16 protein-coding genes are annotated in these 14,901 nt (G+C 73.6%); 9 read left to right on the forward strand and 7 right to left on the reverse strand.

Translation table 11 applies throughout. The annotated features are described in order from the left end of the window. The first annotated feature begins 264 nt into the window (after positions 1 to 264). On the forward strand, positions 265 to 1,431 hold the full coding sequence (locus tag ABZ234_RS27905; RefSeq protein WP_355014001.1) for a DUF2716 domain-containing protein: 1,167 nt from the start codon (positions 265 to 267) through the stop codon (positions 1,429 to 1,431). Positions 1,432 to 1,521: 90 nt separating this feature from the next. Further along, positions 1,522 to 2,064, forward strand: a complete 543-nt coding sequence (locus tag ABZ234_RS27910; RefSeq protein WP_355014002.1) for an NUDIX domain-containing protein — start codon at positions 1,522 to 1,524, stop codon at positions 2,062 to 2,064. A gap of 39 nt (positions 2,065 to 2,103) precedes the next feature. Here ABZ234_RS27910 and ABZ234_RS27915 read toward each other — a convergent pair whose 3' ends face one another. Genes ABZ234_RS27915 through ABZ234_RS27925 form a run of 3 tightly spaced genes read right to left on the reverse strand, consistent with a single transcriptional unit; the run spans position 2,104 to position 3,167 of the window. Then, positions 2,104 to 2,349 (reverse strand): DUF397 domain-containing protein, encoded by a 246-nt coding sequence (locus ABZ234_RS27915; protein ID WP_355014003.1) that lies wholly within the window; start codon positions 2,347 to 2,349, stop codon positions 2,104 to 2,106. Further along, positions 2,346 to 2,645: a Scr1 family TA system antitoxin-like transcriptional regulator gene (locus ABZ234_RS27920; protein ID WP_355014013.1), complete on the reverse strand. Its 300-nt coding sequence runs from the start codon at positions 2,643 to 2,645 to the stop codon at positions 2,346 to 2,348. Before ABZ234_RS27920 ends, ABZ234_RS27915 begins: the two co-directional genes overlap by 4 nt. Positions 2,646 to 2,669: 24 nt before the next feature. Further along, on the reverse strand, positions 2,670 to 3,167 hold the full coding sequence (locus ABZ234_RS27925) for a hypothetical protein (RefSeq protein WP_355014004.1): 498 nt from the start codon (positions 3,165 to 3,167) through the stop codon (positions 2,670 to 2,672). A 130-nt stretch (positions 3,168 to 3,297) separates the two neighbouring features. Between ABZ234_RS27925 and ABZ234_RS27930 the strand changes: the two genes are divergently transcribed. Continuing rightward, positions 3,298 to 3,861, forward strand: a complete 564-nt coding sequence (locus tag ABZ234_RS27930; RefSeq protein ID WP_355014005.1) for a hypothetical protein — start codon at positions 3,298 to 3,300, stop codon at positions 3,859 to 3,861. Between the two features lie 64 nt (positions 3,862 to 3,925). Here the strand turns inward: ABZ234_RS27930 and ABZ234_RS27935 are convergent, their stop codons facing one another. Together ABZ234_RS27935 and ABZ234_RS27940 are read right to left on the reverse strand one after the other, a co-directional pair. Further along, positions 3,926 to 4,918 (reverse strand): GNAT family N-acetyltransferase, encoded by a 993-nt coding sequence (locus ABZ234_RS27935; protein WP_355014006.1) that lies wholly within the window; start codon positions 4,916 to 4,918, stop codon positions 3,926 to 3,928. 83 nt (positions 4,919 to 5,001) lie between these two features. Continuing rightward, positions 5,002 to 5,412, reverse strand: a complete 411-nt coding sequence (locus ABZ234_RS27940) for a DUF2000 domain-containing protein (protein WP_267950380.1) — start codon at positions 5,410 to 5,412, stop codon at positions 5,002 to 5,004. A gap of 107 nt (positions 5,413 to 5,519) precedes the next feature. Between ABZ234_RS27940 and ABZ234_RS27945 the strand changes: the two genes are divergently transcribed. After that, positions 5,520 to 5,975, forward strand: coding sequence for an Lrp/AsnC family transcriptional regulator (locus tag ABZ234_RS27945; protein WP_267949987.1), 456 nt, complete (start codon positions 5,520 to 5,522; stop codon positions 5,973 to 5,975). 161 nt (positions 5,976 to 6,136) lie between these two features. On the opposite strand, the gene ABZ234_RS27950 is transcribed toward ABZ234_RS27945, so the two are convergent. Then, a complete protein-coding gene (locus ABZ234_RS27950; protein WP_355014007.1) occupies positions 6,137 to 6,658 on the reverse strand; it encodes a DUF2690 domain-containing protein in 522 nt (173 codons plus the stop codon). A gap of 698 nt (positions 6,659 to 7,356) precedes the next feature. On the opposite strand from ABZ234_RS27950, the gene ABZ234_RS27955 reads away from it, so the two are divergent. The 4 genes from ABZ234_RS27955 (at position 7,357) to ABZ234_RS27970 (ending at position 12,840) form a co-directional block, all read left to right on the forward strand. Continuing rightward, the gene (locus ABZ234_RS27955; RefSeq protein WP_267950592.1) at positions 7,357 to 7,602 is read left to right on the forward strand and encodes a hypothetical protein; all 246 of its coding nucleotides are present in this window, start codon (positions 7,357 to 7,359) and stop codon (positions 7,600 to 7,602) included. A gap of 212 nt (positions 7,603 to 7,814) precedes the next feature. Next, positions 7,815 to 9,224, forward strand: a complete 1,410-nt coding sequence (locus ABZ234_RS27960) for a nitrate/nitrite transporter (protein WP_355014008.1) — start codon at positions 7,815 to 7,817, stop codon at positions 9,222 to 9,224. After that, entirely contained in the window at positions 9,221 to 11,293 is a 2,073-nt protein-coding gene (locus ABZ234_RS27965) for a molybdopterin oxidoreductase family protein (protein ID WP_355014009.1), read from the forward strand. The genes ABZ234_RS27960 and ABZ234_RS27965 overlap by 4 nt, the downstream gene beginning before the upstream one ends. 92 nt (positions 11,294 to 11,385) lie before the next feature. Beyond that, on the forward strand, positions 11,386 to 12,840 hold the full coding sequence (locus tag ABZ234_RS27970) for an FAD-dependent oxidoreductase (protein ID WP_355014010.1): 1,455 nt from the start codon (positions 11,386 to 11,388) through the stop codon (positions 12,838 to 12,840). 84 nt (positions 12,841 to 12,924) lie between these two features. Here ABZ234_RS27970 and ABZ234_RS27975 read toward each other — a convergent pair whose 3' ends face one another. Then, positions 12,925 to 13,773, reverse strand: a complete 849-nt coding sequence (locus ABZ234_RS27975; RefSeq protein ID WP_355014011.1) for a helix-turn-helix transcriptional regulator — start codon at positions 13,771 to 13,773, stop codon at positions 12,925 to 12,927. Between the two features lie 87 nt (positions 13,774 to 13,860). Between ABZ234_RS27975 and ABZ234_RS27980 the strand changes: the two genes are divergently transcribed. Continuing rightward, entirely contained in the window at positions 13,861 to 14,664 is an 804-nt protein-coding gene (locus ABZ234_RS27980; protein ID WP_355014012.1) for an SDR family oxidoreductase, read from the forward strand. Positions 14,665 to 14,901 lie beyond the last annotated feature (237 nt).

Genomic DNA, 14,901 nt, shown 5'->3' on the forward strand with positions numbered 1-14,901 from the left:
CTGTAGGATCCCGCCCATGGCCACAGGCACGACAGGGAAATCTGCCCCAACCGTCCGGCAGAACGCGGCGGACGGGGCCCGGACCTCGAGGTCCGGAGGCCCCTCCGGCTACACGGCCGGGACCCACCGCTGAACGGGTCCACCGGGAGCAAGGCACCGGGAACGGACGCCGACGACCCCCTGGCCCTCTACGACGCCCTGGTACGCGCCCGCGTCCCGGTGCCCTCGCCGCTCGGGGCGGTCGTCGCACAGGACGGACCGCTGGTGCGCGTCCACTACGGCACCCACGGGCAGGTCGACCACCGCGACACCGCCGGGGCCGACCTGACCCGCCTCGTCCTGCGCCAGAAGGAGGAGTTCGCCAGGCGGGTCGAGCCGGTCGAGTGGCGGGTGCACGCGCACGACAGCCCGGGCCTGGCCGAGGCCCTGACCGGCGCCGGTTTCACCCCCGGATGGGAGCGGTCCGTGCTGGTCGCACCGGTGGAGGACATACCGGAGGCCGACCCCCCGCCGGGTTTCCGACTGATCGAAGCCGGCATCCACCCCTCAACTCGGGCCCTCGAAATCACCGACGCCTCAGGTCCGCACCGGACCCCGCTGCCCGAGGCGCGCGTGGACGGGATCTACTACGCCGACCGGACGCTGCACCTGGTGGACGAGGGGTCCCCGGACCGATTGCGAGCGGTGGGGTGGGCCTCGGTGCTCACAGGAACACCGTTCGTGACCGTCGGCGGGATGAGTGAGCCGCACCCGGCCTTCCCCTCCCTGTGGGCGCGCCGACTCGGCCCGTCCTGGCCCCGCTGGTGGGGCTGGTTCAGTTCCGGAGCCCGCTTCATGCTCGCCGAGGCGGACGGCCCGCTCCGTGACGTGCTCCGGCGCTCGGGGTTCCACGAGATCACCACGGTGCGCTCCTACCACTGGGTTCCGCCTGGCACCCCCGCCACCACGCGCCCCGTCCAGATGCTCCTCTCCGATCCGGAGCACGACGACCTGTGGGACCGCTTCGACGAACGCTTCTCCTTCGCCCCCAGCGTGGAGAGGTACCCGGGCATCGTCGAACCCCCGGACTCCGCCACTTGGTTCCTGGACGGTCCCGACGAGGTGATCGAGGACACGGTGCTGCGCGGCCTTCTGGACTCCGTCCTACCCGGCGAACCCCTGTACTGGTTGGACTGGAACCACCAGGGCTACCGGTTCGATCCCGCCCGGGTGGAGGGTCCCGGCCTGCCCCGAGCTCCAGGGCAGGTTCTCCCCGACGGGGACTACTACATCTATGCGACCCGTGACCTGCGCCTGGGAACGTTCGGGCATCCGTGGGAGGGCAGCCTGTGCGTGTTCGGACGCGATCTGCTCGCCCGGGTGGAGGACGCTCTCACCCAGGTTCTGGGGGAGCCGAGGCGGAGGGACGGGCGCGAGGCCGGTCACGCGTGACCTCCGGGCCCGGGTGGGGAGCATCCCGCAGGGGTACACCCACGGCGTCGCCGTCGGCGGCCACCACCCTCGTTCACCGGGAGAGCACTCGTGCGCTGGACCGTCCACTCGGAGAAGCCCCTCTACACCGACCCGTGGCTCGACGTCCGCGTCGCCGACGTCGAGCTGCCCGGCGGGAAGCGGTTCGGCCACAGGCTGATCCGCACCCGGGGCGGGGCCGGGGCGGTGGTGCGGGACGGGAACGGCAACGTGCTGCTCCTGTGGCGGCACCGGTTCATCACCGACACCTGGACCTACGAGATCCCCATGGGCGGCCTGCACGAGGGAGAGGCCCCCGAGGCGGCCGCGGCCCGCGAGGTCGAGGAGGAGACGGGGTGGCGGCCCGGCCCGCTGCGGCCGCTGGTGTACGCCCAGCCCTCCCACGGGCTGATGGACAGCGAGCACCACGTGTTCGTCGCCGACCGGGCCGAACAGGTGGGGGAGCCCACCGACACCTGGGAGGCGGAGCGCATCGAGTGGGTCGCCCTGGACCGGGTCCCCGCACTCGTCCGGGAGCGCAAGCTGGTCGGCGGCACGTCCATGAACGCGCTCCTGTACCTGTACGCCTGCTCCCTCGACGGCCACCGGGTCTGAGGGGTTCCAGGTCGGCGGGCCCGACCCCGCGCCACGGACCTACTCCGGGAAGTCGAATTCTCCGGCGCGGACGCCCCGGGTGAAGGCCTCCCACTCCTGGCGGGTGTAGAGGATCGTCGCACCGTCGGGGAAGTGGCTGTGGCGGACCGCGACCCGGCCCGTCCCGTCGTTCAGCGGACCGGCCTCGACACAGCTTCCGCCCCGGTCGGCGCTGAAGCTGCTGATGCGCCAGGCAGCCCTCTCCAATTCCGATGGAGTGGCGGCCTGCGGATTCTCGTCGCTCACCTGAGTTCCTTGCTGAGGGTCGTGATGAACTCGACCGATGCCTCAGCCGGGAGGGAGGCGTCCCACAGCCGATCGTACATTTGCATCATGGATTCGGATTCCGGGCTCTCGACGTAGAGGGTGCCTTTGGGTGTCTCCACGTAGCCGACTTCGGGGGAGGGGTCCTCCATCCGATAAACGCTGAACGAACCGCTGATCAGCGTCGCGTGGACACCCGCCTCGTAGGCACCCCGATGGCGTCCCGCCGGGGCACCGGCTCGCGCATGTCGACGCGCGAGCCGGACCTCTTGGGGGATTTTTTCTTCTTCTTGCCCACGTGGTCAGCTCTTCCGGCGGCGGTTTCCGTCGTTGTACTGGGTCCCGATCACGTCGCCGCCGGCCTTCGCGCCGCGCATGTCGAAGTGATCGCCCTGGTAGGTGTGGCGGTGGACGCCGCCCTCGATGCTCCCGGCCTGGATGAGGATGCCCTGGTCCCGGACGTCGCCGTGGTGGATGTTGGTGACGCCGCCCCGGCTCTCCGGCTCGGGCGCTATCTCGTCCAGGAGGGCGCGCAGCTCCGCGACGGCCTCGGGGTCGTTCTTCAGGCGCTGGCGCAGCCGCACCTTCCACATCCCCCGCACGCTCTCGGTCAGCTCCTCGTCCTCCTCCAGGACCTCCTCGCGCGAGGTCTCCAGCTCGGCGAGGGTCGCCTCGTCGGCCTCGCCGCGGCCGAACACCCGGGCGAAACCGCCCTTCACCAGCTCCCAGCCGGTCCGGGTCATCTCCTGCACGAGGACCTTGGACCCCTCGTCGGCCAACATCGCCGGGTCGAACTCCACTGTGCGCCGCCTTTCACGTGACAGGGGCGGGAAACCCCTGCGGATAGGAGAGTCCAGCATCCCGCACGGTTCCCCGTGCGAGGGCGGAAATCCCCTCGCGCCCCGAAGGGGTCCGGGTTAGCGTGCCCGTATGGGGAGCACGCGCCGGCGGTGGCGCAGCCGGGAACTGGCCGAGGCCATGGAGCTGATCGGCGCGGAGATCGAGCGGGCCTGGTCGCGGGTGTGCTCGGCCTGGGGCGCCGAGCCGGGCAGCCCGGAGGAACAGGACCTGGCCCGGCTGGTGGCCGAGGGCCCCGACCAGTTCGAGTGGCGCGTGGTGGACGCCGCGCTCACCCGCCTGACCTGCGAGGACTGTGGCGAGAGCCTGGGGTCGGGCGAACGCGGCTGCGTCCCCTGCGACCTGGCCGACGGATTCCGCTACGCGGCCCGCGAGGTCGACCGCCCCGGGGTGCCGCCGGGCAACGAGCACGCCGTCCGGGTGGCCTGGTCGGTGGCGAGCCGCCCCCACCGGGTGCAGCCGCGGGCGGTGTGCGGCATGGAGCTGGGACTGCACCTGCTCCACGCGGGGGGCCTGCCCACCAGGGAGCAGGCGCACGGCTACCGGCACATGATCAACCAGCTCACCGAGGCCGAGGTCGAACGCGTGGCCTCCCTGGAGGAGCTGGAGGCGCTCACGGCACGCTACCGCGACTGAGCAGCCGGAACACCGCGCCGCCAGGACACCGGCCCCCGGAACCCGGCCGCGCCGCGACCGCGCCTCACCCCTCGTGGACCAGCGACTCCTCCACGAGCAGCCGCTCGCTGACCCTCTGGTAGCCCAGGGAGCGGTTGACCGCCAGCATCGGGGCGTTCTCCCGGTTGATGGTCACCGCCATGGCCTCCACGTGCGGGAACAGGTCGTGAACGCGCAGTGCCTGGGTGGCCTTGACCCGGCTGGCCAGGCCCCGGCGCCGGTGCCCGGGCAGGACGGCCGTGTCGTGCTGGTCGGCCACCGGGCCCCGCGTCACCGTGCTCACCGTGGCGGCGACCACCTCGTCGGTGGTGCGGTCCAGCGCCGCCCCCACCACCAGGCGCGAGCCGTCGTCGGTCATCCGGCGCTCCCACTCGCGCACCTGGTCCGCGCCCCAGCTGCGCGCACCCGTCTGGAGGATCGCCCCGGGGGAGTCGAGCACGTGGTCCAGCACCCGACCGAAGGACGCCGCCAGGGCGTCGGGGGCCTCATCCAGCCAGTGGGTGAGCCGGTATCCGGGCCTGGGCCTGGAGGCGACGCCCCAGCAGCGCCGCAGGGTCTCCTCGTCCAGGTACTGCCTCTGGAGCTCCAGGCGCAGCAGGGTGCGCAGGTAGGGGCTGCTGTTGGCGAAGGGTTCCCCCGGGGGCCCGGCCAGCACCGTGCTCTGGAGTCCCACCACGCCCAGGGAGCGCGCCTCGGCGGCGGCCGCCTCCCGCAGGGCCCGTCCCAGCCCCCGACGGCGCGCCGCCCGGTCGACGAAGAGGCGCAGGAAGCCGAGCCTCACGTCGTGCGGCTGGCGGCGCAGTTCCGCCACCCCCTGGACCGGATCGCCCGGCGCCGCCCGGGCCGACCAGCGCCACGCCTCCCCGGCCGGTGTCCGGAGCAGCTGCCGCACCAGGGCCTCCGGTTCGGGAGCGCTGCCGGACACCTCGCTCTGCCCGTCGGCGTAGACCGAGGCCCACGCTGCCAGGTCGGCGTGCGGGGCCGTGGAGGGGTCGAGGACTTCCACCAGGGATCTCACAGTGCCACCGTGCCACACGAGTGGCCGGGTGTCCCACCACGGCCCGCCCGGCGCGGGTCGGCCGCCGGGTGCGCGCCCCGGCCTCAGCGCATGAGGGGCAGCTGCCGGGTGAGCTTGTTGACCACGGTGCGGGGGCCGTGGAGCGCCACGCCCGCGTACTCCAGGTCACTCGCCGGGGTGGCGGCGAGCGCGTCCATGTACGCGCCGTAGTCGCGGGACCGGCGGGCCACCTCGTTGAACCCCACCACGGTCAGGTCCTGCTCGTCCGCCCCGGCCTTGATCTCGCGCAGCCGCTCGCCGGAGGCGACCAGCGTCGGCACCGGGTGGGGGTTGAGCCCGGCGTGCACCCCGCCGTCCGCGTCCTTGGTGTCGGCGGCCACGGAGTTCTCCAGGCGTCCGCCCAGTGCCAGCCCGAGCACCACGCCGGCGTTGGCGGCGATCGCGGGAGGCAGGTCCTCGCGCAGGATGACGACGAGCTTGGTGTCCATGGTCATGATTTCCCCGTTCATATGACGTTCCAGCCGTCCAGAAACTAGCCATAAGCACGCGGGTTGGGGGCTGGTTCCGAACACTATTCGCCACGGCTTCTAGGCTGGAGGGCATGGACGAACTAGATTCGGCGATCGTGCGCGAACTCCAGCAGGATGCGCGGCAGACCAACCGCTCCCTCGCCCAGAAACTCGGCGTGGCCCCCTCCACCTGCCTGGAACGGGTCCGGCTGCTGCACCGGCGCGGGGTCGTCCGCGGCTACCACGCCGACATCGACCCGGCCGCGCTCAACAGGCCGGTGGAGGCGTTCGTGTCGGTGCAGCTGCGCCCGCCCAGCCGCCAGGTCATCGAGGGGTTCAAGGCGGCGATGTTCGCCCTGCCAGAGGTGCTGGCGGTCTACGTGGTGGCCGGCGAACAGGACTTCCTCGTGCACGTGTCGGTGCCCTCGCTGGACACTCTGCACAGCTTCCTCATCGACCGGCTCACCCAGCGGCGGGAGGTGACGAGCTTCCGCAGCCAGATCATCTACGACAGCGCCCGCAAGCACGTCGTCGCGCCGCTCGACTGACGCCCTCCGCCGGGAGGCCCGGGCCCGCGCGGTACTCCGCGAGGGCCCGGCCGCCGGCGCGGGCGCCCGCGGTGTCGCCCGCCCCGTCCCCGCGGCACCGCCGTGCGCACGGCCGCACCGTGTCCTGGGGCCGCGCTGGGACGGGCTCCTCCCGGCTCTGCTCAGCAGGAGCTGCTCAGCAGGGACAGGTCGTAGTGGCCGTAGTTCGGGTCGAAGAAGACGTTCGAGTAGTTGATCATGCCCCAGGTGCAGTTGTCGCCAGGGGAGTAGACCATGTTGCCCCAGCGCGTGCCCGAGATGCTGGTGGAGCCGGTGAAGGACTCCTTGTGGGGGCGGTCCCTGTCGTGCACGTCCATCCACAACCCGTCGCGCTGGGACGGCGGGACATTGCCCGGGTAGTTGAGGATGCGGACCCAGTTGGTCTGACAGGAGGGCGACCAGCGCAGTTGGAAGGTCATGCCGTCTCGGGTGGCCTGGGCCGCGGTGGTGGCACCGGCGCTGCATCCGGTGGCCTGGGGGTCGGCGCCGTCGTAGACGTGCGCCGCGCTCACCGCGTCATCGGCCCCGGAGCGCTCCGGGACGGTGGTGTCGGCGGACGCCGGGGCGGCGACGGCGACGAGCAGTGCCAGGAAGGCGGCAGCCGTCAAGGGCAGGCGGCCGAGCGCCGAGAGAGTCGTGGCCATGGGAGTCCATCCGTTCGCTCGCAAATATGGGAACGCTCCCAAAGTAAGCGGGGACCTGTGCTCTCGTCGGCGTGCGAACGGTGGCCGGGAACGGTCAAACAGACGTCGAAATGGGAGCCCCTGCCGCCCTTCCCCTCGAACCATGGAACCCCGAGGCGACCGCAATCCCCTGACCGGCCGGTTCCCCCACCCCTTCCGCGGGCGGCATCGCAACCACACCCTCCACTCCCGGACGAAGGACACCACCCATGGCCGAGAACGGCCAAAAACCGATTGATTTCACTCCATGGTTCAGTTATGCCATCGACGCTACGTTTATTTATTACATTCTTCCGGTTTGTATATTAATGCGAAATCGGTTGCCGAAGGGCAAAAGTGTGAAAGGAGAGTGCTGTGCAACCGGAACGGGTCCGAGGGGTGCCGCCCGGCCCCGTTTCCGCGCACGCCGGACGCGGTCGCCCGTGCCGCCGCTCGACTGACGCCCTCCGACGGGAGGCCCTGCCCGCCCCCGCCCCGGGGCGGACGGCCCCGCGCCCGCCTCGCAACATCCGTCCACCGGACGGGGAACCGGGGCGGGTACCCACCTGTTCGTCTCCGAGTGGGACGAGAACGCCGACCACGCTACCTTTGTGACGCCTGGGAATCACGGGGCGTGTGCGGACGACACGGCCCCGGCCGCCACCGGACACGAGGAACGCATGAGCACGAAGAACAACATCGGCATCGGCCTGGCCCTGGGGCTCTCCCTCGGCGCCGCCTTCGGTCTGGTCATGGACAACCTGGCCCTGGGCATCGGCATCGGCCTGGCCCTCGGCGTCGCTCTCGGCTCGTTCACCGGCGGCGGCGACGAGCCCGAGGACGACGGCGCCGAGAACGAGGACCGGGACGAGGGCGAGGAGACCGACGGCGACACGGACGCCGGGGGCGACGACAAGAAGGACTGACCGACCCGACGTGTCCCCTGCCACACCCCCGCACCGAGGCCACGACCCCCACCTGCGAGAACGTCGGCCTCACCGCCCGCACGGCGCCCGGGTGAGCCGACTGTTTCCCGCGTGTTACGGCCCGACACGTCCAGGCAACGCGGGCTTCCTACCTTCGGTTTCATCGGTATCCGTCGAATCCGCCATCAGCCGTCGAGAAGGAAGGCCCGGTCGTGACGTCTGGCCAGCGCGCCCAGCGCACCGGTAAGAGCTGGATCTCCCGCTGGGACCCCGAGGACGAGGGGTTCTGGAACAGCGAGGGCCGTCCCGTGGCCCGCCGCAACCTGTGGGCCTCCATCGCCTCCGAGCACATCGGGTTCTCCGTGTGGAGCATCTGGTCGGTCCTCGTGCTGTTCATGCTCCCCGAACACGGCTTCTCCACCACACCCGAGCAGAAGTTCCTGCTCCTGTCGGCGGTCACCCTGGTCGGCGCGATCCTGCGCGTGCCCTACACCCTGGCCGTGCCGATCTTCGGCGGCCGCAACTGGACCATCGTCTCCACCGCCCTGCTCCTGATCCCCACGGGCGCGGCGTTCTTCCTCGTCCAGAACCCCGACACGCCCTTCTGGCTGATGCTGGCCCTGGCCGCCACCGCCGGCCTGGGCGGCGGCAACTTCTCCTCCTCCATGGCCAACATCAACTCCTACTTCCCCGAACGGGAGAAGGGGTGGGCGCTGGGCCTGAACGCCGGCGGCGGCAACATCGGGGTCGCCACCGTCCAGCTCGTGGGCCTGGCCGTCATCGCCCTGTTCACCACCTCCGCCGGGCAGCTGGTCCCCCTCTTCTACGCCCCGCTGATCCTCCTCGCCGCCTGGTGGGCGTGGCGGTCCATGAACAACCTGGTCAACGTGCGCAGCGACATCCCCGCGCAGCTCTCGGCCACGCGTGACCGCCACTTCTGGATCATGTCGCTGCTCTACATCGGCACCTTCGGGTCGTTCATCGGCACCGGGTTCGCCTTCGGGCTCCTGCTCCAGGCCCAGTTCGGCCTGGCCCCCGTCCAGTCCGCCGGGATCGCCGTCCTGGGGCCCGTCATCGGCTCCCTCATCCGCCCGGTCGGCGGACGCATGGCCGACTCCCTGGGCGGCGCCCGCGTCACCCTGTGGGTCTTCGCCGCCATGACCGCCTGCGCCGCCGTGCTCGTCCTGGCCGTCCAGGCCTCCCAGCTGGGCCTGTTCATCGGCGCGTTCGCGGTCATGTTCGTCCTGACCGGCCTGGGCAACGGCTCCACCTACAAGATGATCCCGTCCATCTACGCCGCCAAGGCGGAGGACGCCATCGCCGCGGGCGAGCCCCGCGAGGAGGCCCTGGCCCGGACCAAGCGCGTCTCCTCCTCCATGCTCGGACTGATCGGCGCCGTCGGGGCGCTGGGCGGGGTCGCCATCAACGTGACCTTCCGCGAGTCGTTCACCGCCACCGGGTCGACCGCGCCCGCCTTCCTGGCCTTCGGCGCCTTCTACCTGCTGTGCGCGCTGGTCACCTGGGCCGTCTACCTGCGCAAGCCCGCCCGCACCCCCGAGGGCGCCCGGGCCGCCGGAACCGCCGCACCGGCGGCCGACGCGGCGGAGACCACCACGCGATGACCACCACCCACTGCCCCTACTGCGCGCTGCAGTGCGCCATGCGCCTGGAGCCCGGGCCGGACGGGCGCCTGGCCGCCCGCCCGGCCCCCTTCCCCACCAACCGTGGCGGACTGTGCCGCAAGGGGTGGACCTCCGCCGAGGTCCTCACCGTCCCCGACCGCCTCACCCGCCCCCTGATGCGCAAGGACCGCGACTCGGACCTGGTGGAGACGGACTGGGACACCGCCCTGGACCACGTGGCCGAGCGCCTGCTGGCCCTGGCCGCCGAGTCCGGACCCGACACCGTCTCGGTGTTCGGCAGCGGCGGGCTCACCAACGAGAAGTCCTACACCCTGGGCAAGTTCGCGCGCCTGGCCCTGGGCACCTCCCAGATCGACTACAACGGCCGGTTCTGCATGTCCTCGGCCGCGGCCGGGGGCATGCGGGCCTTCGGCCTGGACCGGGGGATGCCCTTCCCCCTCTCCGACGTCGGCGGGGCCGAGGCGGTCCTGCTGGCCGGGGCCAACCCCGCCGAGACCATGCCGCCGATGATGGGCCACCTGTCCGCGCCCGCCCTCCTGGTCGTCGACCCGCGCCGCTCGGCCACCGCCCAGGTCGCCCTCGACAACGGCGGCCTGCACCTGGCTCCCCGCCCCGGCACCGACCTCGCCCTGGCCCTGGGCCTGCTCCACGCCGTCCGCGTCGGGGGATGGGTGGACGAGGAGTTCGTCGCCTCCCGCACCACCGGCTTCGAGGCCGCCTGGGAGCACGCCGCCGCATGGTGGCCCGAGCACACCGAACAGGTCACCGGCGTGCCCGCCGCGCACATCCGGGCCGCCGCCGACCTGCTCGGCGCCGCCGCGCGCAACCGCTCCGCCTACGTCCTGACCGGGCGCGGCACCGAGCAGCACGCCAAGGGCACCGACACCGTCTCGGCGTGGATCAACCTCTCCCTCGCCCTGGGCCTGCCCGGCCGCGCCGGCTCCGGCTACGGGTGCATCACCGGGCAGGGCAACGGCCAGGGCGGGCGCGAGCACGGCCAGAAGGCCGACCAGCTCCCCGGCTACCGCCGGATCGACGATCCCGCCGCCCGCGCCCACGTCGCCGGGGTGTGGGGCGTGGAACCCGACACCCTGCCCGGGCCGGGCCGATCCGCCTTCGAGCTCCTGGACGCCCTGGGCACCGCCGGGGGGCCGCGCGCCATGCTGCTGTTCGGCTCCAACCCGGCGGTCTCCGCCCCCGACAGCGGCCGCGTACGCTCCCGCCTGGCCTCCCTGGACCTCCTGGTCACCGCCGACTTCGTCCTGTCGGAGACCGCCGCGATGTCCGACGTCGTCCTGCCCGTCGCCCAGTGGGCGGAGGAGTCGGGGACCATGACCAACCTGGAGGGGCGCGTCCTGCGCCGCAACCGGGCCGCCGAGCCGCCCCCCGGGGTGCGCACCGACCTCCAGGTGCTCTCCGACCTGGCCGTGCGGCTGGGCCAGCCCCCCGAGCGCTTCGCCACCGACCCCGACACCGTCCTGGCCGAGCTGGGCCGCGCCTCCGCGGGGGGCGCCGCCGACTACTCCGGGGTCACCCCCGCACGGCTCGACTCCGGCGAGGCCCTGTACTGGCCGGTGCGCGCGGACGCCGCGCCCACGCCCCGCCTGTTCCTGGACTCCTTCGCCCACCCCGACGGCCGCGCCCGGTTCCACGCGGTGTCCCACCGGCCCCCGGCCGAGGCCACCGACGCCGACTACCCGCTGGTCGCCACGACGGGGCGGCTCATGGGCCACTACCAGTCCGGCGCCCAGACCCGCCGCGTCCCCGAACTGGGGCGGGCCGAGCCGGAGGCGTACGTGGAGGTGCACCCGGACACGGCCGCCCGCGCCGGACTGGCCGCGGGGGACTGGGCCCGCGTCACCTCCCGGCGCGGCCGCACCCGTGCCAGGGTGCGCCTGTCGCCCACCGCGCGCCTGGACACCGTGTTCCTGCCCTTCCACTTCGCCGGGGACCAGTCCGCGAACAACCTCACCAACCCGGCCCTGGACCCCACCAGCCGCATGCCCGAGTTCAAGGTCAGCGCCGTGCGCCTGGAACCCGAGCCCTGATCCCGTCCGCCGCGGGCGCCGCCGCCCGCACCGCACCCGTCCACCCGGCCGACGCAGCCCGGGAGCGCACACCCCACACCAGGAGGCAGAAGTTGAGCACCGTGCAGGGCGCGTCCCCGCGTCAGATCGTGGTCGTCGGCAACGGCATGGTCGGAGCCCGCTTCGCCGAGGAGGTGGCGCGCCTGGACCCCAAGGGCGAGCGCGTCCACGTGAGCGTGGTCGGCACCGAGCCCCACGCCGCCTACAACCGGGTCCTGCTGTCGGGGATCGTCGCGGGCGACTACAGCGCCGACCAGATCCGGCTCCCCGTCCCCGACACCCCGGGGGTGACCGTGCGCACCGGCGTCACGGCCACCGCCCTGGACACCGAGCGGCGCACCGTCGCCCTGGACGACGGCAGCCACCTGGCCTACGACGAACTGGTCCTGGCCACCGGCGCGCGCGCCGCCTTCCCGCCGATCACCGGGGCGACCGCGCCGGACGGGGCGCCGGGGGAGGGGGTGACCGCCCTGCGCGACCTGGCCGACTGCCACCGCCTGCTGGCCCTGGCCCGGCCCGGCGCGCCCGTGGTGGTGCTGGGCGGCGGGGTCCTGGGCCTGGAGGCCGCGCGCGGCCTGGTGGGACGCGGCGCCCGGGTGTCGGTGGTGGAGTCCTCCCCCTGGATCATGCGCCGCCAGATCGACCAGCCCGCCGCCCGGATCCTGGCCGACCGCTACTCCGCCCTGGGCGTGGCCGTGCACTCCTGGCGGGTGGCCTCCCGGTGGATCCCGGGCACCGGCCTGGAACTGGACGACGGCCGGATCCTGCCCGGCGACGCCCTGGTGGTCACCGCCGGGGTGCGCGGCAACACCGAACTGGCCGCGGACGCGGGGATCGGGGTCGAGCACGGCATCCTGGTGGACGACGCCCTGTCCACCTCCGACGCCCGCGTGCACGCCATCGGCGACTGCGCCCAGCACCCGGGCGGCGGCGCGGGCCTGGTCCAGCCCGGCTGGGAGCAGGCGGGCGTCCTGGCCCGGCGGCTCACCGGAACGGCGCCGAACGCCCTCTACACCGGGGCCCGGCCGCTGACCCGGCTCAAGGCCGAGGGCATCGAGCTGACCGCGTTCGGCAGGGTGCACGAGTCCGACGACGCCGAAGGGCTGGAGACGGTCACCATCAGCGACCCCTACGGCGGGCGCTACGCCAAGCTGTCGGTGTGCGAGGAGAAGGTGGTGGGCGCGGTGCTCCTGGGGTTCCCCGAGGCCGCGGCGACGCTGTCCCAGCTCTTCGACACCGGCGCCCCGGTGCCCGCCGACCGGCTGGCCCTGCTGCAGGGGCTGCCGACCGCCGCCCCCGAGGGGCAGGGCGCGGTCGCGGAGGCGCCGGTGTGCCGCTGCAACGCGGTCACCCGCACCGACATCGAGCAGGCCTGGCTGGACGGGGCGCGCACCCGCGAGGCCATCGCCGAGACCACGCGGGCCACCACCGGGTGCGGCGGGTGCGTGCGCGACGTCAACGCGCTGCTGTCGGGGATGGGCGCCCAGGCCCCCGCCCCGGTCGCCTGACCCCGGGGCCGGGAGCCCCGGCCGGCGGGGCTGCGTCCGCCGGTCCGAACCGGTCCCCGAAGCACCGGAGCCGCCCGGTCGGCCTCAGCCCGGTACGTCCATGCGCTGCGTGCCGACCACCGACAGCAGGCGCAGCGCCTCCTCCGCCGGGGAGCCGGGGTCGGCCGTGTAGATCACGACCCGCTGGTCCCGGTCGGCGATGTCCAGGACGTCGCAGTTGAGGGTGAGGGCGCCCAGCAGCGGGTGCCGGAGGGTCTTGCGCAGGCCGGGACCGGTGCGCACGTCGTGGTCGGCCCAGAGCCGGGCGAACTCCGCGCTGCCGGAGAGGAGGTCGCCCACCAGCGCGGCCACCTCGGGGTCGTCGGGGTAGCGGGCGGCGGCCGCCCTCAGGTGCCCGGCCGCGGCGCGCGCGAACGCCTCCGCCTCGGCGGGGTCGTGCAGCCGCGTGTCCGAGCGCGGTGCGAGGAAGGCGTGGCGCACGAGGTTGCGCTCGTGCCGGGGCAGTGCGGAGAAGTCTCCCAGGAGGGCGGCCGCCAGGTCGTTCCAGGCGATCACCTCGTAGGTCGCGGACAGCACGATTGCCGCGGCCTGCGGCAGGCGCCCCAGCAGGTCGAGAATGCTCTGCCGCACCTCGCGCGAGGGGCCGACCGGCGGCCCGGGCGGCGCGCCGGCGAGGTGGTGCAGGTGGTCCCGTTCGGCGTCCGACAGGCGCAGGGCCCGGGCGAGGCCCGAGAGCACCTCGCCCGAGGGGCGCGGACCGCGGGCCTGCTCCAGCCGCGTGTAGTACTCGGTCGAGATGTACGCCAGCTGCGCCACCTCCTCGCGACGCAGTCCCGGCGTGCGGCGGCGCGGCCCGGCGGGCAGCCCCACGTCGGCAGGGGCGATGCGCTCACGCCTGCCGCGCAGGAATCCTGCCAGCTCTCTTCTGTCCACGCCCCCAGTGTGCACGCCGGCCGGGGGCGGTAGCCAGGTACCGCCGGTGCCTGGATCGGCCGCACGGTCCGCGCCAGGCTCACCTCCATGAACACTGCACAGACCACCGACACCCCCGCCCACGCCGCCACGGGCCTCCTGGCCGGCAAGGTCGCCCTCGTCACCGGGGCCGGACGCGGCATCGGCGCCGCCGCGGCCCGCCTGTTCGCCCGGGAGGGCGCCAGGTTGCTGCTCGCGGCCCGGACCGAAGAACAGCTGAAGGCGGTGACCGAGGAGATCAGGGCCGCGGGCGGAACCGCCGACCACGCGGTGTGCGACCTGGCCGACGGCGACAGCATCCGCGGCGCCGTCGACCGCGCCGTGGCCCTGTACGGCCGCCTCGACGTCGCCTTCAACAACGGCGCGACCGCCGTGCCGCCCGGCCCGATGGACCAGGCGACCGAGGCCGACTTCGACCACGTCTACGCCGTGAACCTCAGGGGCCCCTGGACGGCCATGGTCGCCCAGGTGGCCGCCATCCGGGCCACCTCCGGCACCGGCGCCATCGTCAACACCTCCTCCGTCGGCAGCCTGAGGGGCAACCCCGCGCTGCCCTCCTACGGTGCGGCGAAGCGGGCGCTCAACAGCCTCACCGAATCGGCGGCGGCCACCTACGGGCCGGAGGGCATCCGCGTCAACGCCATCGCCCCCGGCACCACGCTGACCGACATGATGCGCGGCTGGGACGAGAGGTCGCCGGGCATCATCGACCACCTCAACGCCCGCACCCCGCTGCGCCGCGCGGCCGACCCCGATGAGATCGCCCAGGCGGCCGCCTGGCTCCTCAGCGACCGCGCCTCCTACGTGACGGGGGCGGTCCTGCCCGTGGACGGCGGCATGCAGACGGTGTGATCGGGGACGTCCGGGCGGCAGGAGGGGGCCTCCGGCGTCCGCGCCGCCGACGGGCGGCACGGACGCCGGCACCCCGCAGGGTCCGGCGCGACGACGCGCCGCGTCGCCCGTGTCCCGGGCCCGGCCCGGGACACGGCCGCAGGGAGCCACCTCGTTACGGCGCCGGAACGAGTGGGCCCGTCGCCCCCCCCGGCCGCGCCCGGGCCGCCCGCGCGCGGGCGGGGGCTCGCGCGGGCC

It is taken from the genome of Nocardiopsis sp. NPDC006198 (genome assembly GCF_040613895.1).
Lineage (GTDB): Bacteria > Actinomycetota > Actinomycetes > Streptosporangiales > Streptosporangiaceae > Nocardiopsis > Nocardiopsis tropica.

What these genes read in the sequence shown, in the direction of transcription:
- ABZ234_RS27930 (WP_355014005.1), top strand. Translation starts at nt 3,298, where the DNA reads ATGGGGAGCACGCGCCGGCGGTGGCGCAGCCGGGAACTGGCCGAGGCC.
- ABZ234_RS27940 (WP_267950380.1), bottom strand. Translation starts at nt 5,412, where the DNA reads ATGACCATGGACACCAAGCTCGTCGTCATCCTGCGCGAGGACCTGCCT.
- ABZ234_RS27945 (WP_267949987.1), top strand. Translation starts at nt 5,520, where the DNA reads ATGGACGAACTAGATTCGGCGATCGTGCGCGAACTCCAGCAGGATGCG.
- ABZ234_RS27950 (WP_355014007.1), bottom strand. Translation starts at nt 6,658, where the DNA reads ATGGCCACGACTCTCTCGGCGCTCGGCCGCCTGCCCTTGACGGCTGCC.
- ABZ234_RS27955 (WP_267950592.1), top strand. Translation starts at nt 7,357, where the DNA reads ATGAGCACGAAGAACAACATCGGCATCGGCCTGGCCCTGGGGCTCTCC.
- ABZ234_RS27965 (WP_355014009.1), top strand. Translation starts at nt 9,221, where the DNA reads ATGACCACCACCCACTGCCCCTACTGCGCGCTGCAGTGCGCCATGCGC.
- ABZ234_RS27980 (WP_355014012.1), top strand. Translation starts at nt 13,861, where the DNA reads ATGAACACTGCACAGACCACCGACACCCCCGCCCACGCCGCCACGGGC.